Raw genomic sequence first — 18,829 nt, 5'->3', positions numbered from 1 at the left:
CTTATTCATTAGGCCCCTCCGCTCCGTCCTGCTCTTGGTTTGCGAATTCATCCAGCAGCGCACGCACCTCGCGGGTGGACTTGGTGTTCATTAGATTATTTCTGAGTTCACTGGCGCCGCGGAAGCCGCGGACGTAGATTTTGAAGAATCGCTGTAATGGGCTGAACGAACGTGGTGCCTGTCCTGAGTATTGATCATAGAGGTCCAGATGCAGCCGCAGCAGATCAAGCAGTTCTCCGCTGCTATGCTCCCTCGGCTCCCGCTCGAACGCATACGGATTATGAAAAATCCCGCGCCCGATCATAATCCCGTCCACCCCATACTCTGCGGCCAGCTTAAGGCCAGTCTCCCGGTCCGCAATGTCGCCGTTAATCGTCAGCAGGGTGTGCGGCGCGATCTCATCCCGCAGCTTTTTGATCTCAGGAATCAGCTCCCAGTGGGCATCCACCTTGCTCATTTCCTCCCGCGTACGCAGATGGATGGACAGATTCACAATGTCCTGCTGCAAAATATGAGTCAACCAGCCCCGCCATTCGTCCACGCTGCTGAATCCGAGCCGCGTCTTGACGCTGACGGGCAGTCCCCCGGCCTTCGCCGCCTGGATGATCTCCGCTGCGAGTTCGGGACGGCAGATCAGGCCGCTGCCTTTCCCGTTCTCGGCTACATTTGCTACAGGACAACCCATGTTCAGATCGATGCCTTTGAAGCCTTCTTCGGCCATACTGATACTCATCTTCCGGAAATACTCCGGCTTGTCCCCCCAGATATGTGCGACCATCGGCTGTTCATCCTCGGTAAAAGTCAACCGCCCCCGCACCGCCTGCTTCCCCTCCGGGTGGGCATAGCTCTCTGTATTCACGAACTCCGTAAAAAACACATCCGGTCTGCCCGCTTCAGCAACGACATGACGAAACACCACATCCGTCACATCCTCCATCGGGGCCAGTATGAAAAAAGGGCGTGGCAATTCACGCCAGAAATTATTTATCATATGAAGTACCTCTCTATGCGTGCCAGGATAATCCCTTATCCGGCCGTAATAAAGCTAAATTATATCATAACTCCGGGGGATTGGTAGCCGCCCCTCTATAGACAATAAGCCCCAGAGAATTCTCTGAGGTTGTTTGTGTCTCCGGTTTTTCCAATGTTCAATTTGCTTCACCCTGCGCCTCCAGCCGCGTATCTTCTTCTTGTTCGAGAGTACACCTGCCATAATCTCTTCTGTCCTCCTCTAGCCTTTGGGTTTCAACTGCTTAATCACAGACATCATCAGGATGATCATCCCCGTGCCGAAGCCTGACATCGATAGGGGTGCCAGCACAAACCGCATGATCTCCCCCTGCACCCAGAAGCTTGCCAGCATGATCACCATACAGATCACCGTGAACATCCCGACCGTCAGCGTCCCCACGAAATCCGTCAGACTATGATTGTCCTCACGCGCAAGGGTGATCCGGTTCTCCTTCAGCAGCGGCAGCTCCAGCAGCTTCGGGATATAGTCCTCCAGCCGCCCCTTGACCTTGCTTAGCTGCTCCTTGACGATCTGCCCCTGATCCATCTGCTCTGCGAAGGACTGGCTCGCTGCGGATAAGGAATACGAATCATCCACAGAGGACAAGGTCCCGTCCAGGGTAATAATCGCCCTGAAGGCCCCGGCCACCGTCGGCTTCAGGGACATCCCCAGCTCGGTAATCATCGACATCAGCCGTCTCATCATGACACTGGTAGGATCAGGCGAGAAAGAGGCTTCGGATAAAAGTCTGCCGAGGCGCCGCTCGATCATTCGCACATCCAACAGCTCCCCTTCTTCACAGACTCCGGCCAGGCCCTGGGCCATCTGCTTCGTATCCTTCCGGCTGTAGCCCATCAGGAAGTTGCGCATCCCGGCCCGCTCCTCCTCCGTCAGATAACCCACGGAACCGAAGTCAATCAGCGCAACCTTCCCGTCCTGGGTCAGCATCAGATTGCCGGGATGCGGGTCGGCGTGGAAGATGCCGATCATCAGAATCTGCTGCAGGAAGGCGTGCATGATCATTTCCGATACGTCATTTGTAACCTTTCGGGTGAACCGGTGCCCTTCAATATATTCCATGGTCAGAATCTGCTTGGTCGAGTATTCGGCGTAGATCTTCGGCACTTGTATCGGAATATCGTGTTCCTGGAACGCCTGGCGCAGCAGATTGGTATTCAGCGCTTCAATATCAAAGTCTGTCTCTTCGATCAGATTCGTTTTGAAGCCTTGGGCGAGCTGAATTAAGCCGAGTCTTTGGATTTTGGGGGAGCGCTCGGAGAGCCGGGTCACGAATTGGATTAATAAATCCAGATCCACGCTCATCTTCTGCTTCACATCCGGACGCAGGATTTTGACAACTACCTTCTCGCCTGTGGACTTCAGCCGCGCCAGATGCACCTGACCGATCGAAGCGGCTGCGATAGGCTGCATCCCGAAGTCTTCATACGTCTCCTCCAGATCGCCGATTCGGCTGTCAATGATCTCCTTCAGCTCCTTCTGGCTGAGTGGCTTAACCTGGTCATGCAGGCTGGAGAACGCTTCGATGTATTGTGCAGGGAGCATGTCCTTTTTGGTCGATAAGACTTGCCCGAACTTCACGAAGACCCCGCCCATGTTATCCAGAACGGCAGCAATCACCTGCGGCAGTTTTGCATGATCCTGCTGGAGCAGATGGTTCAGCCCTTTGCGCGAAGCGATCCACAGCAGACGGACCATACGCCTGAAGCCGCGCACCTTGCCCATCATATACCCGAGCGGGTTCCCGGACTGCAGCAGCTTGAAATTGAACACGCTAAGCAGCATGTAGACATAACAGGAGATAAATAGAATCAGCAGCGGGTAATAGATGAACATCACCCTGACCATCTCCGCTTCGGAGGGAGCCACGGGCTGCTTGAAGTAGGTTGAGGTTATGATGAGAGTGACGACGGATGTGCTGAACAGAATCGCCACCATTAACTGGAACTGTTCATGCTTGAAGGTCCTGATACTGCTTATGATGAAATACAGAATGAACGCCACAATAATAATGCTGCTCATGTAGAATTGCTCCAGCACCTGCACCAGCATACTGACCGCCACCGCGCTGACAAGCGGCATTATGATCTTATGCTTCGCGTTGAATATATAGGCAAGCGCTACGAACACACCGAAACCTATAAGCATTACAATGAAAAAGAACATCTCCCAGCCCCCTGTATCCGCTTCATTATTCCCAATATAGCATACTAGGCTGAAGAAGCAGAATACTCCGATATTATTGACACCTCTAACAGTTCAATGATAAACTTCGGCTATAAAATTTGAGGAGGATGGCCGCCGATGATTCCACGTATATGGTAAGTACGCCCAACAAAAGCTGATTTCTCACCAAGTGTGGGCTTTTTTGAGCTGCTGCTATTTACGTTAAGGACATCGGTTGCGATCCGCTACGGCTTATTTCACTATGCCCGGCTTCGCACTGTCCCGTCATGTAATTGTTGCAGACCCAAGTCCACTTACGGATTTGGGTCTGTCTTTATTTAGGGAGGTTGAAACCTTATGAATACTCAATGGAAAAAGACATTCGCCTTCATCTTCAGCGGACAAATCTTCTCGATACTGACCTCTGCGATGGTTCAGTTCTCGATCATCTGGCACTTGACCGCGACTACGGGGTCGGCTGCCGTGTTAATGCTTGCCGGTCTGGCCGGGTTCCTGCCGCAAGCACTCTTAGGCCCGTTCATCGGTGTCTGGCTGGACCGGTGGAACCGTAAGCTCACCATGATCGCAGCTGACAGTGCCATTGCACTAACCAGTCTGGTTCTGGGTGCTTATTATCTATGGGGCGAACCCAGCTTATGGATCGTGTACGCCATCCTGCTCATACATTCGGCAGCTTCGTCCTTCCATGCCCCTTCGTTCCAGGCTGCGATTCCTCTGATTGCGCCGGAAGACCAGCTCACCCGGGTGGCAGGCTGGAACCAACTCATCTTCTCTGCTTCCAGCGTCCTTGGACCGGCGCTTGGAATAGCGGTATACTCGGCAACTTCACTAGGAACAGTGTTACTTTTAGATGTGGCAGGTGCCTTAATCGCTAACGTTATGCTTCTGTTCGTTCAGATTCATCAGCCGAAACCGGAGATGATAGAGACCCCCTCGTTCCGCAAGGAGTTTATTCTTGGCTGGAGAGCATTCCTGTCACAAAAGCCCATTGTCACGATAACGGTTACCATGGCGGTCTTCAGCGTTGTATTCATGCCGCTGGCGATGCTGTTTCCCCTGATGACGCTGTCCCATTTCGGACGCGGCGGTTACAGCGCCAGCCTGATTGAGGCCGTATTCGGGATCGGGATGATCCTTGGCGGTGCGCTGCTGTCGGCGCTTGCTTCCAGATGGAAGGACACCACCTACATGAGTGTGAGTCTGGTTGTGATCGGGCTTACCTGTGTCCTGAGCGGGATAGTCGGGCGCGAGGCGTTCCTTGCTTTTACCGTCCTCTCCTTCCTGATGGGTGCCGCAGCCCCCTTGTTCAACGGCCCGTATATGGCGATGATCCAGAAGTCTTATGAGCCTGAGCTCCTAGGGCGCGTACTCTCCTTCGTGACAAGTATCGGACTCTTGTCTTCGCCGATCGGGCTTGCACTGGCGGGACCTGTGGCCGACCGGTTCGGGGTTCCGTTCTGGTTCTTCTGGTCGGGGATAGTTGTGGTCCTGATTGGAGTTTTCGTATTTGTCAGATTCGCGGGGAAAGGTACAGACGAGTAACCTTAAAAATTTCTTTTTGCCATCCGATGGCTGGCTCTCTCCCCGCTGGCAGGTATAATGGAATAAAAGCGGATTCCTGAGATCAGAGGACCGCCCAATATGAGCTATCATTACATCATAAGGAGGAGGCATTCGTGGCTTTTATTCCCTTGAACTGTCCCAATTGCAGCGGAAGAATTGAATACAAGGAAGGCACCATCCTCAAGTGCCCTTATTGCCAGACTGAGCTTCTGCTCAAGCAAAATAATGTCTACTATGTGGATCAGACCATTAACCATTATCACGGGACACCCCCTCCCAAGGCCGCGCCGAAGCCGCCCGTCTCCGTATCCATCCCCGTCAGGCTGGTGCTAATTCTGCTGCTGGTGCTGGGAGGGGCCATCGGTACTTATCTTTATTACGGCCTCAGCTCTCCGCAGCAGGCAACCAAGGCTATTCAATCTGTGCGGAAGATGCCCGAAAGCGAGGTCCTGCTCTCCTTCCTGCGGGAGACCCTGGGTAAAGGCTCTGCCATGCCGACCGAGGAGGAATTGGCCTCACTGCGTTATTTAACTGTGGAGCGTTCGAAGAATGACCAGTGGCAATTCACTTACAGTCTCACCGATCCCTTCAGCAATGAGCGGGCCGAGAAGATCACTTATATTACCCAGGACAAGAGACTGAATGACCAGCGAATTGATCAGCGGGACTTTGAGGCCTTTAAGGGACTGACGGCCCTGAACCTGACAAACACCTATGAGATCAACCAGTCGGACCCAATAACGCTTGCCCATATGACCGGATTAAAAAGCTACGGGGGCGCCTTCAACGAATCGTTCAGTGCCTTCTCCGGCTACTTCGGCGATAAATCTAAAATTACGGAGCTGTCCACTCAACTGCGCAGTAATCAGGAAGTGGCCCTGCTGCTGGAGTTCCCCAATCTAAGCTCTCTGTCCATTACCTATGTAGACGAGTCTATAACGGATTTGCATCTGCTGAGTAAGCTGCCGCTAAAGTCCCTGTCCCTTACCTTCGTCAATGACCTGGGTTGGTTATCGTCTATGACGGGGCTGTCTTCTCTGGCTATCTATCACAGTGAAACCACAGATCTGCAGCCGTTATACGCCTTAACCGGGCTCCAGGAGCTTAAGCTTTCCTATTTAACCAATGTAAAATCCATCGACTTCTTGCAGAACATGCCTGCTCTGCAAACGCTGGATATCGAGAATCTGAATTTCACCAGTCTGAAGCCTCTGGCCGGCAAGGCCTCCATTACCACCCTGCGCCTGGCTTCCTTAAGCAAGCTCGGCTCAGTAGCGGCCGTGAACTACCTGTCTTCTCTGCGGGAATTCACGTTGTCCGGTTACTACGAGAAGCCAGAAGCACTGACCTTACCGGGCGTCAAGCGGGCGGAGATCCCAACCTCCTTCCTCTCCGGGCTGAAGGCGCCTGCGGTAACGGACCTGACACTCCGGGGCGGGAGCGGGGAGCTGAGCATGGCCGGTCTGGGGAAATTCCCGGAGCTTGCCGAGCTGTCTCTCTGGGAGATCGGCGACATGACCCGGCTTGACGCCCTGAACGATCTACCCCGGCTGCAGACCCTAAACATCTACGACTCGTCACTGTATACAGAGACCGATGCCCTATTCCGTCTGAAGCAGGTGAATAGGCTGGTCTGCTCGGAATGCAGGCTGGATTTCAGGCAGACAACCGCCCCGCCGAACCGTGCGCTTGAATATTTGACCTTGGACCAGCCCTACTTAAGCGTAAACAATACCTCCGTCAATGAGGTTGACCAGGTGATGCCTTATTTCGCGAACCTGTCCGCCCTGCGTTCCTTCACCCTGCAGGACAGCAACTTGGCTTCTCTGGAATTCATGAGCAAGTGGCAGGCCATCGAGGAGCTTCATCTGGAGAACAACGCCATTTCCAACATAGAAACCTTGAGCAAGCTGCCTAATCTGCAAAAGGTATATCTTACCGGCAATTCCGTGCTGAACAAGTCCGTGCTTGGTGCGGGCGTGCAGGTGTATTAATTCCAATCCAATATACGTAAATAGACCGCTAACCGCCAGAGGTTTGTGGTCTATTTATTGAAGAGCAGCACTTATAGGCAATAGATATAAACTAAATAGCAACTATATATTTCATTTATAAGCTGTACATCGCTATACTGGATTTCAAAGGAGGGGAAGCCCATGACTCACTCGACTTCCAATAACCAATGGCAGGCGGACACGTATGATCACAAACTGGACTTTGTCTCCAAAATGGGCGGTGACGTCCTCTCGCTGCTACAGCCTCAGCCTGGTGAACGCGTGCTGGATATCGGCTGCGGGACGGCCGACCTGACGGCTAAGATCGCGGCAGCCGGAGCGGTGACGGTCGGCATCGACCTGTCGCCTGAGATGATCGCACGCGGCAGCGACAAGTACCCGCACCTGAGTCTAAGCGCCCAGAATGCGTACACTTACCGGGCAGCCCAACCCTTCGATGCGGTGTTCTCCAACGCAGCATTGCACTGGATGAAGGACGCGCATGCGGTCGCGGTGACTGTGGCAAGCGCACTGCGGACCGGCGGACGGTTCGTCGCCGAATTCGGCGGCTATCGCAACGTCGCCGCTCTCGTGAATGCAACCGAGAGCGCACTGACCGCGCATGGCTATGACCCGCAAGGACGCAATCCGTGGTATTTCCCTACCATCGGCCAATATGCGGCAGTACTGGAGGAGCATGGCTTCCTCGTTACGCTGGCCCAGCATTTTGAACGGCCTACACCCTTGCACGGTGAGAGCGGAATCCGTGATTGGCTGGACATGATGGCCGATGACTTCTTCTACGATGTCAGCACGGAGCACAAGGCAGCGATCTATCAAGCCGTAGAAGATCAACTGCGGCCGGAGCATTACCGGCAGGGGCAATGGATCGCAGACTACCGGCGGCTGCGGGTCTGCGCGGTGAAGCAGGCGGACTAAGAATAGATTGGCGGGAAGCCCAGGTGAATCAAGACCTTGGGTTTCTTTGTATTTTCAAGGCAGGGAAATTAGGAGGATTGGGAATATCTGTTTCTTATAATGCGGCTTCTGGGTAATACATAGAGTTGTGTCTGTCTACATATCAATTGATTACAGAATAGGAGAACAAAGATGGAGAATCAGAACCAGGATACTTATCGCTTTCAGGTCAATCTAAGCGGTATGATCAACATTTTGTCTAACCATTTGTATAGCAGTCCGAAGGTATTCTTAAGGGAGCTGCTCCAGAATGGCATCGATGCGATTACTGCACGGCAGGCCTATTCCCCCGCTGGATACGAAGGCAAGATTCATGTCGAGGTAAGCGGAACCTCCACCGGGGCGACCTTATTAGTAGAAGATAACGGGATCGGGTTAGACGAGAAAGAGATTCATGAGTTTCTGGCCATGATCGGACAATCCTCCAAGCGGGGCGAAGATTTTCTGTCGACCAATACCTCTTTTATCGGGCGGTTCGGCATCGGGCTCTTGTCCTGCTTCATGGTGAGTGACGACATCGTCATGGTTACTCAATCGGCCAAGGGCGGACCTGCACTGGAATGGCGCGGGAAGCCGGACGGCACTTATACGATCCGTACGCTCGAAGGGGTACATGCTCCGGGCACCAAGGTTTTTTTGCGTTGTAAGGAAGGGGCCGAAGCCTACTTCGAGGAAAATAATCTGCAAGAAGGGCTGTTCCATTATGGCGCTCTGCTGCCTTATCCCATCGAGTTGGTGTCGGATCGCAACACCCGCCTGATTAATCCGCAGTCCCCGCCGTGGGTCAAAGATCCGCAGCTGGCCCGGAAACACCGTGACGAGGTGCTGGCCTTCGGCAAGCAGGTGCTGGGAGAGGCGTTCCGCGATTTCATTCCCCTGCATACCGCCTCGGGCCGGACAGGAGGCATCGCCTTCATTCTGCCGCATGCGGTGAATCTGAACGCCAAACGTAATCACCGGGTGTACCTGAAGCACATGCTGGTCTCCGAAGCTGCCAGCAATATCCTGCCGGAATGGGCCTTCTTCGTGAAATGTCTGATCTGGACTGATGAGCTGCAGCCGACCGCGTCCCGGGAGCATTTCTATGAGAATGCCCAGCTGGAGCAGGTACGGGAAGAGCTCGGGAATGCCATTCGTCAGGAATTGATGCGGATGGCCGAGTATGACCCGGACCGCCTGCAATCGATCATTTCACTGCACGCCTTATCGATGAAGGCGCTCGCGGTGGAAGATTCATCATTCTATTCTATCATTCACGAGTGGTTGCCGTTTGAGAGCACCTATGGCAGAAAGACGCTTGGCGAGCTGAAGCAGCAGTCTCCCCTGTACTTCACGGCGACGCTGGACGAATACCGCCAGATTACCCACGTGGCTTCCGCCCAATCCATGCTGGTGGTGAACGGCGGATATATCTATGATGCCGAGCTGCTGGCCCGGCTGCCGCTCTTTGACCCGGATGTGCAGACGGAACGGCTGCTGCCGGAGGAGGTGTCGTTATCCTTCACCGATATCACCCCTCAAGAGCGGCTGGACTACTATGAATCCGTAAGACTCGCAGACAGTGTACTTCAGAAGTTCCGCTGCCAGGTGCAGCTGCGCCGCTTCAAGCCGGAGGAGATTCCTGTCCTCTACACGCTGTCTGAGGAGTCCGCCCAGTGGCGTGTAATGGAAGCGACCAAAGAAGTGAGCACCGATGCCCTGTCCTCCGTGCTGGGCAGCTTGGGCGCTTCGCTTAAGGAGACAGCATACGCCACACTCTACTTCAACCTGAATAATCCTGTCATCGGGCGGGCATTTCATCAGGCGAACCAGAAGATGCTGCCCTCTATTGTCGAGATGCTGTACTGCAATGCGCTGATGATGGGACATTATCCGATGAACCGCCAGGAGATCGCGCTGCTGAACCAGGGCATTATTCAATTTATTGATTGGGGATTGACGGCTAATCAAGCCACAGGAGGAGACGAATAGATGAATCTTACCGAGATGGATTTCGACGATTTGATGGAGGAAGCCTATGGCCTGCCCGGAGGAAAAGCTAAGCTGGAGCTGCTCGAGCAGGCGGTACGGGTAGCTGACGCCGCAGGCGATATCGATCAGGGCTATGAGGCCCGCAGCGAAATCGTAGAACTGGGCAGCTTCCACGGCTATCCGATGAAGGCGCTGGTCGCCTTTTCCTGGCAGCTGGGCCAGTATGACAAGAACCCGGGCCGGTTCGATGATTACAGTCTGATGTGGTCGTACAAGTGGGTGCTGGACCGCATCACTGCTTTTGCAGATATCAGCCGCACTCAGATTGAGAACCTGCTGGAGGATATGAAGACCCGCTTCGCAGCGGAAGGCTACAGCAGCCGAACCTATCACTACTACCGGGCGAATATCCTCGAAGATTTCGGGGAGCTGGAAGCTTCAGCGGCCGAATGGGCAATTGTCCAGACCATGGAGCGGGATGAGATGAGCGATTGTGAGGCTTGTGAACAGCATGGCCTGGTCGAGTTCCTGGCGAAGCGGGGGGACGACGAAGCCACCGTGAAGGCAGCCGGGCCGATTCTCAAGGGCCGGATGACCTGCGGTGAGGTCCCTCATGTGACCATCACGAAGGTGCTGTTCCCTCTCCTGCGGCTGGGCCGCCAAGCGGAAGCGGATAAGCTTCAGAAGAAGGGCTACAAGCTGGTTAAAGGCAACCGCGACTTCTTGTATCATCAGGGAGAGCATATTGGTTACCTGACCCTGACCGATCCAATCAAGGCGCTGGAGGTCTTCGAAGAGTATATCGCCTCCTCGCTCGATCATGAGAACCCGGCCGATCAGATGATCTTCAATGCCTATTCCGCCAAAATGTTCCGCCGTCTGGCGGAAGAATCTATCCGCTTCCAGGTCAAGCTTCCGGCCGGGCACCCGTGTGAGCGTCTGTCCGAAGACGTCACTTCGCTTGCGAAGTACTTCCAGCAGTTAGCTCTCGCCACAGCGGAGAAGCTGGATAAGCGCAACGGCAACAGTTACTATACTGAGCTGATAGAGAAGCTGTAGGCCTGCGTTCCGGCGGCGGTCTGAAAGGACAAACGCAAATAAGAGCAGCCCCTGTAATGAGGAGCTGCTCTTATCGTAGCGCTTCTGTCCAATACACGCAAATAGACCGCCCCTCAAGCAAAGGTTTGCGGTCTATTTGTCGTATCCTATTTGCCAGAGGCCTACCGCCCTTAAAAGCGGCTATTGCTCTAGAGAGTCGTGTTCGAGCACGGCTCTCTTAGCATTGTACGCCCGTTCTGCTTATACTATACCACAGCCGTTAACGGATGTTAACAGTGGTTAACAGATTTGTGAGTGCCAGTCCCAAGACGTAACTGTGCTTCTTTCCAACCCAATGTTGGAAAATCCTTAGGGATATCCAAGCAACACTACATGGCAAACGTTAGGCTCCGGATGTACAATGATTCCGTACAAGCGTAAAGGAGGAGCACATAATGAAAACAGCGGGCATACATAAGTAATTACAGGAACTGCGCAAGGACAAGGGAAAGACTCAAGAAGAGCTCGCGGAGGTCTTCGGTGTAACCAATCAAGCCGTATCCAAATGGGAAAGCGGGGCTTGCTATCCGGATACCGCTTTATTACCCGAGATCGCTAATTATTTCGGAGTCAGCCTTGACTTTCTATTCGGGCAACCTGCCCTGGGACCCGGATAAGACGTATGATCAGCAGACTTGGGGAACCTCTATTTGCAGCGAACCGGAAGGAGTTACCATTGCCAGGCAGGAGATGCTCTTCTTTTTTGACTCCTTTGTTTCTATGGAGAACATCGTAAGAGCAGCCGGTCTGGATGAGAGAACCATACGGGATGCATTCCTGCATTTGCCGGTTCACTGCAAAAGGCTTGAGGACAGCAGCATAGGTTACCGGATTGAAGCCAGCAATATGCATCTCCCTGCGCTGCTTATGCTCTTCATGCCGTTCTATTAAGCTGGAATTGGCTCTTGGCATGGTCTTCTAATCCCTCATGCTTTCAATTTGTCTCAAGCTCTCCGTGTCACGTGCTGGAGATGCACCGAAGAACCGGGAATACTCCCTACTAAACTGTGAGGGACTTTGATAGCCAACATGATATGCAGCACTTGCTACTGGATAGCCCTCGAAGGCAATGAGGTTTCTGGCCTCCAGGAGCCTTAATTGCTTTTGAAATTGAATAGGACTTAACCCCGTAGCCCGTTTAAACTGCCGGTGAAAGGTATTTATAGCCATCCCCGATTTCGATGCCAGCTCACCAATGTCTATGGGCCTCATAAAATTACTCCGAAACCATTTTACAATTTGGGATATCCGGGATAAATCACTTTCCCGCTGACCAAATTGCCTCAGCTCCCCTCCTTGTGGTCCCATCAGTACGCGATACAGGATTTCGCGCTCATAAGCTGGTGCAAGAGCCGGAATATCTCTTGAAGCTTTTGATAATCGCAATAAACGCAGCCATGCCTCCATCAATTCAATATCCATGTCGCAAGCTGCAAATTGCCCGGAAGCAGCCGGTAATAGATTCTCTTGGAGATCTCTTAGCAGACTCTGAAGAACATTCTGATTCAGCCTGAGACCAAGGGACATGTAAGGATGGCCATCACGGTCTGGATGTACAACCGCCGTTGCAGGAACATGCACGGGTAACACGTAATACGATGGTCCTGCCAGTTCCGTGCTGCGCCCCCCTATTGATAGAATCTTTCTTCCTTGAACCGTAAAACCAATCATCGGCTCGTATAGCGCTGCAAGCTGATGATGAGGGATCGCTCCCTTAATCATACTTAGCCCCGGTACTCCGGTTTCAATCTGCCTGGTGCCCGCATCTTTCATCAGATCCATCATCTCTTCAAGGACGTTTTTCATGCACATAGTTTATCATACGAATGGTGCTTTTAGGCAATCGATAGGCACTTTCAGGTCTATTTTGATCCGTCAGCTGCGGCTACAATTAGAACCAGGCCGAACACAAACCAAGGAGGATTTTATGACAATTGCGATAGTAACGGGTGGAAGTAATGGCATTGGAAGAGCGGCGGCGCTGGAGCTTGGCAAGCGCGGAATTAGCGTCATTCTCACCTACAATTCCTACAAGGAACGTGCAGAAGATGTTGTTAAGGAAATTGAGAAAAATGCAGGTGTCCGGGCAGTCGCACTGAAGCTGGATCTGACACAGATATCAACCTTTGCAGGCTTTATTCAAGAAGTGAAAGAGAGTCTCCAGAACATTTGGAACCGGACAAGCTTTGATTACTTGGTGAATAATGGCGGTATCGGCGGACCTATGCTGTTCAATGAGATGAGTGAAGAATATTTCGACAAGATTCTGAATACGAATTTCAAAGGACCTGTTTTTCTAACACAACAGCTTGCCGGATTCATAGAGGACGCCGGAGCTATTGTAAATACCACGAGTTCATCCAAAACTCAATCATTTCCGGGCTATTCCGTCTATGGCTCGTTAAAAGCAGCATTCTCAACTTGGACCCGCTATATTGCCAAGGAGCTTGCACCTCGCCAAATTCGGGTCAACGCCGTGTCTCCTGGTCCTACACACAGCAATTTCGGCGATGGAGTATTCGATAAACATCCCGAATTCATTAAGCCTCTGGCGGAGCAATCTGTATTTGGCAGAATCGGCCACCCCGAAGATATAGCGAAGGTTATTGTGAGCTTGTTGTCCGATGAGTTCGGGTGGGTTACAGCCCAGGACATTGAAGTGTCTGGCGGACATTTGCTTTAATTCAACGCCAAAAGACCGCCCTCCCGGCAAAGGAGTGCGGTCTTTTGGGCATATCTTGTTCCTACAAGAAGCTTTTACTTATTATACAATCTGTAGAGGAATACCGCCGCTTCTGCTTTGGTGGTGTTGCCGGCCGGATTGATCTTGTTACCGCTGCCTTGGATAAGCCCTTCCTTCACCATGGCGGCTACGCTGCCCATCGCATAGGAAGCCACCTTGGACTTGTCGGAGAATTTCTGCAGATCCGCAGCCGTCCCCTGGGTATTCAGCTTTTTCTCCAGCTTCAAAGCCCGTTCGGTCAACACCATCATGTCCTGTCTGGTGATCTTCTGATCGCTGCCGAAGCTGCCGTTGTTCTGGCCATTCGTAATCCCAAGCGCCTTGGCAATGGCAAGTTCATTATAGTAGTAAGCATTCTTCTGTACATCGCTGAAATTGCCATCTGCCTTCGCAGTCAAGCCAAGTGCTCTAACCAGGGAGTACAGGAAATCTGCTCTGGTGATATCCATTGAAGGATGGAATTCACCGCCCTCAGTCTTGAGAATATCCTTGGATGCAAGGACTTCGACCGCATTCTTGGCCCATGCTGCCTTTCCGAGATCTGTGAATGTCTTGGATACATAAGCTACTGCGAAATCGCCGAGATGAGTAGTTGTGAAGGTTACCATACCAGTCTTGGAAGCATAACGTCCGCTTGGTACAGTCATCACCTTTCCGCTTTCATCCATGTACCGGATAACTATCATTTCAGGATTCTTCAATTCATCCGCAGACGGCTGGTAAGGCACGGATACGGTTACAGGTGCACCGGGATTGCTCCAGGCTGTTTCTTTGCCGTCCACTTTAAGGCTAAGGTGAATGATCGGTCTATCGCCTAGAGCCGCCTTCACTTCAGCCGGGAGCCCCGACTTGTCGCCTTTTCCAATCTCCAGCGCTACTTCCTTGCCGCTGCTTTCAGGTGTGCCTGTCAACATATTACCGGAAATGACAACCTGACCGAATTCAGTGGAAATGGTCAGTTTGTTATCCTTTGCTCCGTTTGTCAACGCTGCGGCAGGCAAGCCTACCGAGTATGAATTCACTCCTTGCGCCGCTGGTATGTCCAGCGTCACATTTTTCTCGATGAATTCCTTTGCTCGTGCCAGATCCGATACCTTAACTGATGCAGTCGCATTGTTCACAGTCGCCGGCAGGGTTACTTTCTGGCCCTGTACAAGTGGTGCTGCAGGTGACGGTGTTGCAGATGCAACAGGTGCAGACGTCGAATAGGTTCCACCAGGTGCAGGCGTTGCAGGCACAGGTGTTGCAGTTGGTGCAGGTGTAGGTGCTGCAGTTGGTGTTCCTGGTTCCGGAGTGGACGGAGTCTCCGTCTTGCTGTTGGTTACTTTCAGGGTATACGTCTTGACCCTGCCGTCTGCCCCTGTGACCTCAATCTTTATATCTGTTTTAGTGCCAGGTGTGAGTTCTATAGCTTTAGAAGCTGTACCGCTGGCAACCACCGTATCGTTTACTTTAAGGGTTGACCTGCTGTCTGCCGCCGCTGCTGTCACGGTAATGCTGTCAGCATCCTTTAGAGAAACATCATACTCTGTGGTGGCCGCGTTGAACGCTGGCTCTAGTGTGCCTGCACTCAGGGACAAGCTACTGAGGTCAGCGTTCACGCTATTAGGTGTATAGACTCCAAGATCGCCAAGGTCGATAGCATTGTTCTCTATGGCCTGATATTCGCCGGCAAAGTAATCATCCAGATACGAATGTCCAAGAATGAACCGGTCCGGCTTCATAGCGCCATAGTAACCGGCATTCGCATTACTCTGGCCGTCAAACAGGACATAGCTTCCCTGCCATCCGGAACCGGTTACGCCCCAGCTGATGATGTGATCGATATACGGGGCGAACTTATTGAACGTTTTGTACAGCAGCGCGTACTGATAACCAAGGGCGTCCGACTGTCTCACATTGAGCACTGCGGGAGCGGTCGCGCCTCCTCCGGGGGCATCGGTAGGCACCTTAAGGTCAAGCTCTGAATAGGTAATACCCGACAGCAGACCACGGTCAACGAGTGAGGCATAGAGAGCTATCGCATACTGGTTGTCGCTTGCAAGGGTCTTACCCACCGCGTCATGTCCCTGGATTCCGATGTCTTCGATCAGGGGTCTTCCGTCATACAGCGGATCGGAGCGCCATGCGGTATTTAATTCAAGAACCATGTTATATACGGTTCTAGCTTTACTGCGGGTGGCAACCCCGTAATCGTTGTAGGTCAGCTTCGGAGGATTGTCAACGATGTAACTGTCAATGCTGCCTTTAGTGTCGTGTCCATCCAGCTTCATGTACTCTGGAAGGTTAGCGTAATTGGCTTTGTAAGCTTCCGCCATCTTGGCGTTGGGGGCCGCGATGTGCGCATTTCGGAAGAGCAGGTAAATGTAATGGTCAGTGATGTCGCCGCCAATCTGATCATCCGACATGGCAGCAAGCCAGTTGGTGTGTTTCAGGCTCGTTCTCCAGCTGTTCGCATCCTGCGGGATGAGTTCGCTATGGCGGCTCTCGTGAACCTCTTCGTTGAGTACATCCCAGGAATTGAAGGGAATGACGCCACGGGATTCGCTTGAGCCGTACTTCGTATCTGTGGTCAGGAAGTGCCGCATCACATACATCGTATGGTTGAACTGCACTCTTCTCGCCATTTCTTTGTCTACCTTAACCGTGGTTGTAACGCCATTGCCCAGTCCGTAGAAATTGGCAGAGCCGTTATAACCGGAAGGAAGGTTCGCAGGAATCATCTGCGCCATCCAACCAGGGGCCTGGTTATACCATGCCAGGACATGGCCGTGAGACTTGTACTGTCCGGGAGTTCCCGAATCTCTGATCGCCTGATAAGAATTGGTAGGGAAGCTGTATTCCGCTAAGCCAGGGGCAGTGGTTGCGCCGTTCAGCGCCTCGCCGTTCACGTTCTTCAGCCATTCCGGGCCACGGGGATGCGTACCCTCGGCCTTCAGATTGTTGCCGTCGACGAAGATTTCATAGTGATTGGCGCGGGTTCCGGTTACGGGCCCGGTGCCGATCGCGCCGACCATGAACAGGCCATTCTCCTTATTGTACAGACTCTTTAGAGGAGCTACGGCACTCTGGTTTTCCTTGTTGACTACGTTCGGAAGCGCAACGCCTTTCGGGTCAGGTGCGGTAATCTCAATGTTGGCAACAAGCAGCATACCGGTCTCTGCCGGACGGGCATTCTCGCCATGAAGCTCCAGAATGAAGTTCGAGGAATTGCCCGTTGAGGCATTAATGCTGTGATGCACCTTCAACCAGGATTCGCCGTTATAGCTGCCCACCCAGTCGGGATTCAGGTTGTTGTACTGGTATTCCCTGAGGTAGCTGTCGAGGTTATCGCTGGTATTTCTGACTCTCCATCTCATGAATTTGCCTTGCGCGCTCTTGGGATAGTATACATCGAATTCAATCGTTGATCCCGCTGTGACATTAACGGCCGGGGACAACGGCGATTCCAGACTGATGCCGCCGAACGTGCTTTTTCCATTGTGGGCGTAATTTATCTGAAGCACTTCCGCTTTACCTTGGGCATCTGTAAAAGGATACGGGATCGTCTTGAATGAACCACCGGCAAAGTCGGCCGGGACACGGTTATCCAGCGGAGTTCTTGCCTTCCAGGCATTCGTAGGCGCGGTAACTTTTACAGAAACCTTACCCGGACCCGGATCAAGACGGAAATAAGGATCAGAACCGTCAGATTTGATATTTGCAGTAAATTTCATTATGGCTTCTTTAAGACTTGCAATAGCTTCTTCGGCAGGAGTGTTCACATTACGTGCGAGCTCAATCGCATCATTCAGAGCTTGGAGCTCGTCAACATGCACCCATGGTAAAGCCTGGTTCACATCGGAACCATAGACCGACCCATAGACAGACTGGCTGACTTGGAGCGGGAACTCCAGATTACCGGTTTTTAGGGCTTCGGCTTGCGCAATGAGGCCGTTCAGTTCAACGGACGGTTCCTCTCCAGCCGCAGCCGCCGGGACGGGAGTATACGTGAAGATGGAGAACAACATGATGATAATGAGAAGGCGGGAGATGCTGATTACATATTTTCTACTGTTCATCTAAGTTTGACTCCTTTTCTTATGGAGATTCTTATCCTTGGTTACGCCAAGTCTGGCTTGACATTCAATCCTGCACCTCCCCTGAACCTAATGGCAGACAATGTTTGAAAACGCATTCACAAAAGCGGATGATTAGCCTGTAATAGCTTTCATATTAACAACAGGAAGAGAAAGTCTAAATACGGGTAATGCACGAATGATTTTAATATATTACGAAAGTGGATACATTTCTCAGTTGAGGTTTCCAGGAAAAAGGATATATGTGCTTTATTTCATATAATTCCCCGCGAAGTCTCCTGTATGAAGAAGCTTTCACCACTTATGAGGCAGTAAGGCCTCTCAAGGAGTAAGATAGGGTCAAGAAGGCTTGTGAGACCGATGTGTAAGGAGAGGCTTACGATGATTCGAACTTTTGAACCTGACAATGTCTTATACAAACTTGTGGACTATATCTGGATCGCAGATTTTAGTTTTCTTGCCGATGGAAATAGAAAAGATATTATTATGCCATTGGGGCATATCAATATTATTTTCAATTATGGGTCCCCATACAGGCTGGTAGGAGAAGAAGAGGGAATGGTATTCCCTGATGTAGCAGTGATTGGTCAAATGAAAAAGGCTAAACATGTTCAATACGGACAACATCTTAATCAGATAGGAATTTCATTAACTCCGCTGGGGTTTATAAAATTGTTTCACGAGCCTGGCCTCGAGTTGACAGAACGAATTGCACCGGTCACTGATGTAGACCCGGATTTGGACGAATTATACCTAATGATGATCTATAAAGATACGGAGCAGCGTATCCAGGCAATAAACCAATTTTTGATGAATAAATTAGCGTCCAATGAAACGAATACTGAATATATAGAGCAAATGCTGACATATGTGGAGCGAGAGTATGAGAGCCTGAATATTGTCAGCATGGCCAAATGCTTTGGTACCTCAGTCAGTTCAATAGAACGGTTGTTCAATAAAAATATCGGCCTGACACCAAAGACATATGGAAATATTATGGAATTCAGAAAACATGTTGAGGATGAAGAGCTGAGAAGGGATATACAGTATCATTACTATGATCAGTCCCATCTGATAAAAACATCCAAAAAATTTGCAGGTAAAACGATTAAGGAACTGAACAATCTGCCGGATGAATTAACTCTAGCTTACTTATGGCATGACCAGCAGCAATAAGCATCTGAGC

The 18,829-nt window shown here is 51.7% G+C and carries 13 protein-coding genes; 9 read left to right on the top strand and 4 right to left on the bottom strand.

Annotated elements, in window-relative coordinates; genetic code table 11:
• Nucleotide 1: 1 nt before the first annotated feature.
• Entirely contained in the window at nt 2-991 is a 990-nt protein-coding gene (locus NST43_RS01995; protein WP_339222217.1) for a tRNA-dihydrouridine synthase, read from the bottom strand.
• 240 nt (nt 992-1,231) lie between these two features.
• Entirely contained in the window at nt 1,232-3,196 is a 1,965-nt protein-coding gene (locus tag NST43_RS01990) for an AarF/ABC1/UbiB kinase family protein (RefSeq protein WP_339222216.1), read from the bottom strand.
• Between the two features lie 357 nt (nt 3,197-3,553).
• Between NST43_RS01990 and NST43_RS01985 the strand changes: the two genes are divergently transcribed.
• From NST43_RS01985 to NST43_RS01955, 7 genes are all read left to right on the top strand, one after another.
• A complete protein-coding gene (locus NST43_RS01985; protein ID WP_339222214.1) occupies nt 3,554-4,759 on the top strand; it encodes an MFS transporter in 1,206 nt (401 codons plus the stop codon).
• Between the two features lie 134 nt (nt 4,760-4,893).
• Nucleotides 4,894-6,774, top strand: coding sequence for a leucine-rich repeat domain-containing protein (locus NST43_RS01980; protein ID WP_339222212.1), 1,881 nt, complete (start codon nt 4,894-4,896; stop codon nt 6,772-6,774).
• 162 nt (nt 6,775-6,936) lie between these two features.
• The gene (locus NST43_RS01975) at nt 6,937-7,713 is read left to right on the top strand and encodes a methyltransferase (RefSeq protein WP_339222210.1); all 777 of its coding nucleotides are present in this window, start codon (nt 6,937-6,939) and stop codon (nt 7,711-7,713) included.
• Between the two features lie 171 nt (nt 7,714-7,884).
• Complete coding sequence (locus NST43_RS01970) at nt 7,885-9,723, top strand: HSP90 family protein (protein WP_339222209.1); 1,839 nt, start codon at nt 7,885-7,887, stop codon at nt 9,721-9,723.
• Nucleotides 9,724-10,782, top strand: a complete 1,059-nt coding sequence (locus tag NST43_RS01965; RefSeq protein WP_339222207.1) for a hypothetical protein — start codon at nt 9,724-9,726, stop codon at nt 10,780-10,782.
• Nucleotides 10,783-11,252: 470 nt separating this feature from the next.
• A complete protein-coding gene (locus NST43_RS01960) occupies nt 11,253-11,438 on the top strand; it encodes a helix-turn-helix transcriptional regulator (RefSeq protein ID WP_339225314.1) in 186 nt (61 codons plus the stop codon).
• Nucleotides 11,398-11,712, top strand: a complete 315-nt coding sequence (locus tag NST43_RS01955) for a hypothetical protein (protein WP_339222205.1) — start codon at nt 11,398-11,400, stop codon at nt 11,710-11,712. The genes NST43_RS01960 and NST43_RS01955 overlap by 41 nt, the downstream gene beginning before the upstream one ends.
• A 27-nt stretch (nt 11,713-11,739) precedes the next feature.
• Here NST43_RS01955 and NST43_RS01950 read toward each other — a convergent pair whose 3' ends face one another.
• Nucleotides 11,740-12,627 carry an AraC family transcriptional regulator gene (locus NST43_RS01950; RefSeq protein WP_339222203.1) on the bottom strand — a complete coding sequence of 296 codons (888 nt, stop codon included), beginning with the start codon at nt 12,625-12,627 and terminating at the stop codon, nt 11,740-11,742.
• 121 nt (nt 12,628-12,748) lie between these two features.
• Between NST43_RS01950 and NST43_RS01945 the strand changes: the two genes are divergently transcribed.
• Entirely contained in the window at nt 12,749-13,504 is a 756-nt protein-coding gene (locus NST43_RS01945) for an SDR family oxidoreductase (protein WP_339222201.1), read from the top strand.
• Between the two features lie 74 nt (nt 13,505-13,578).
• Here the strand turns inward: NST43_RS01945 and NST43_RS01940 are convergent, their stop codons facing one another.
• Nucleotides 13,579-17,625 (bottom strand): S-layer homology domain-containing protein, encoded by a 4,047-nt coding sequence (locus NST43_RS01940; protein WP_339222199.1) that lies wholly within the window; start codon nt 17,623-17,625, stop codon nt 13,579-13,581.
• 399 nt (nt 17,626-18,024) lie between these two features.
• Between NST43_RS01940 and NST43_RS01935 the strand changes: the two genes are divergently transcribed.
• The gene (locus NST43_RS01935; RefSeq protein WP_339222197.1) at nt 18,025-18,819 is read left to right on the top strand and encodes a DUF6597 domain-containing transcriptional factor; all 795 of its coding nucleotides are present in this window, start codon (nt 18,025-18,027) and stop codon (nt 18,817-18,819) included.
• Nucleotides 18,820-18,829: the final 10 nt, after the last annotated feature.

The sequence above is a fragment of the Paenibacillus sp. FSL H8-0332 genome, from assembly GCF_037963835.1.
Classification (GTDB): Bacteria; Bacillota; Bacilli; order Paenibacillales; family Paenibacillaceae; genus Paenibacillus_AQ; species Paenibacillus_AQ rhizoplanae.
The sequence above is the reverse complement of the archived record's forward strand: the minus strand, read 5'-3'. Positions and strand labels throughout refer to the sequence as shown.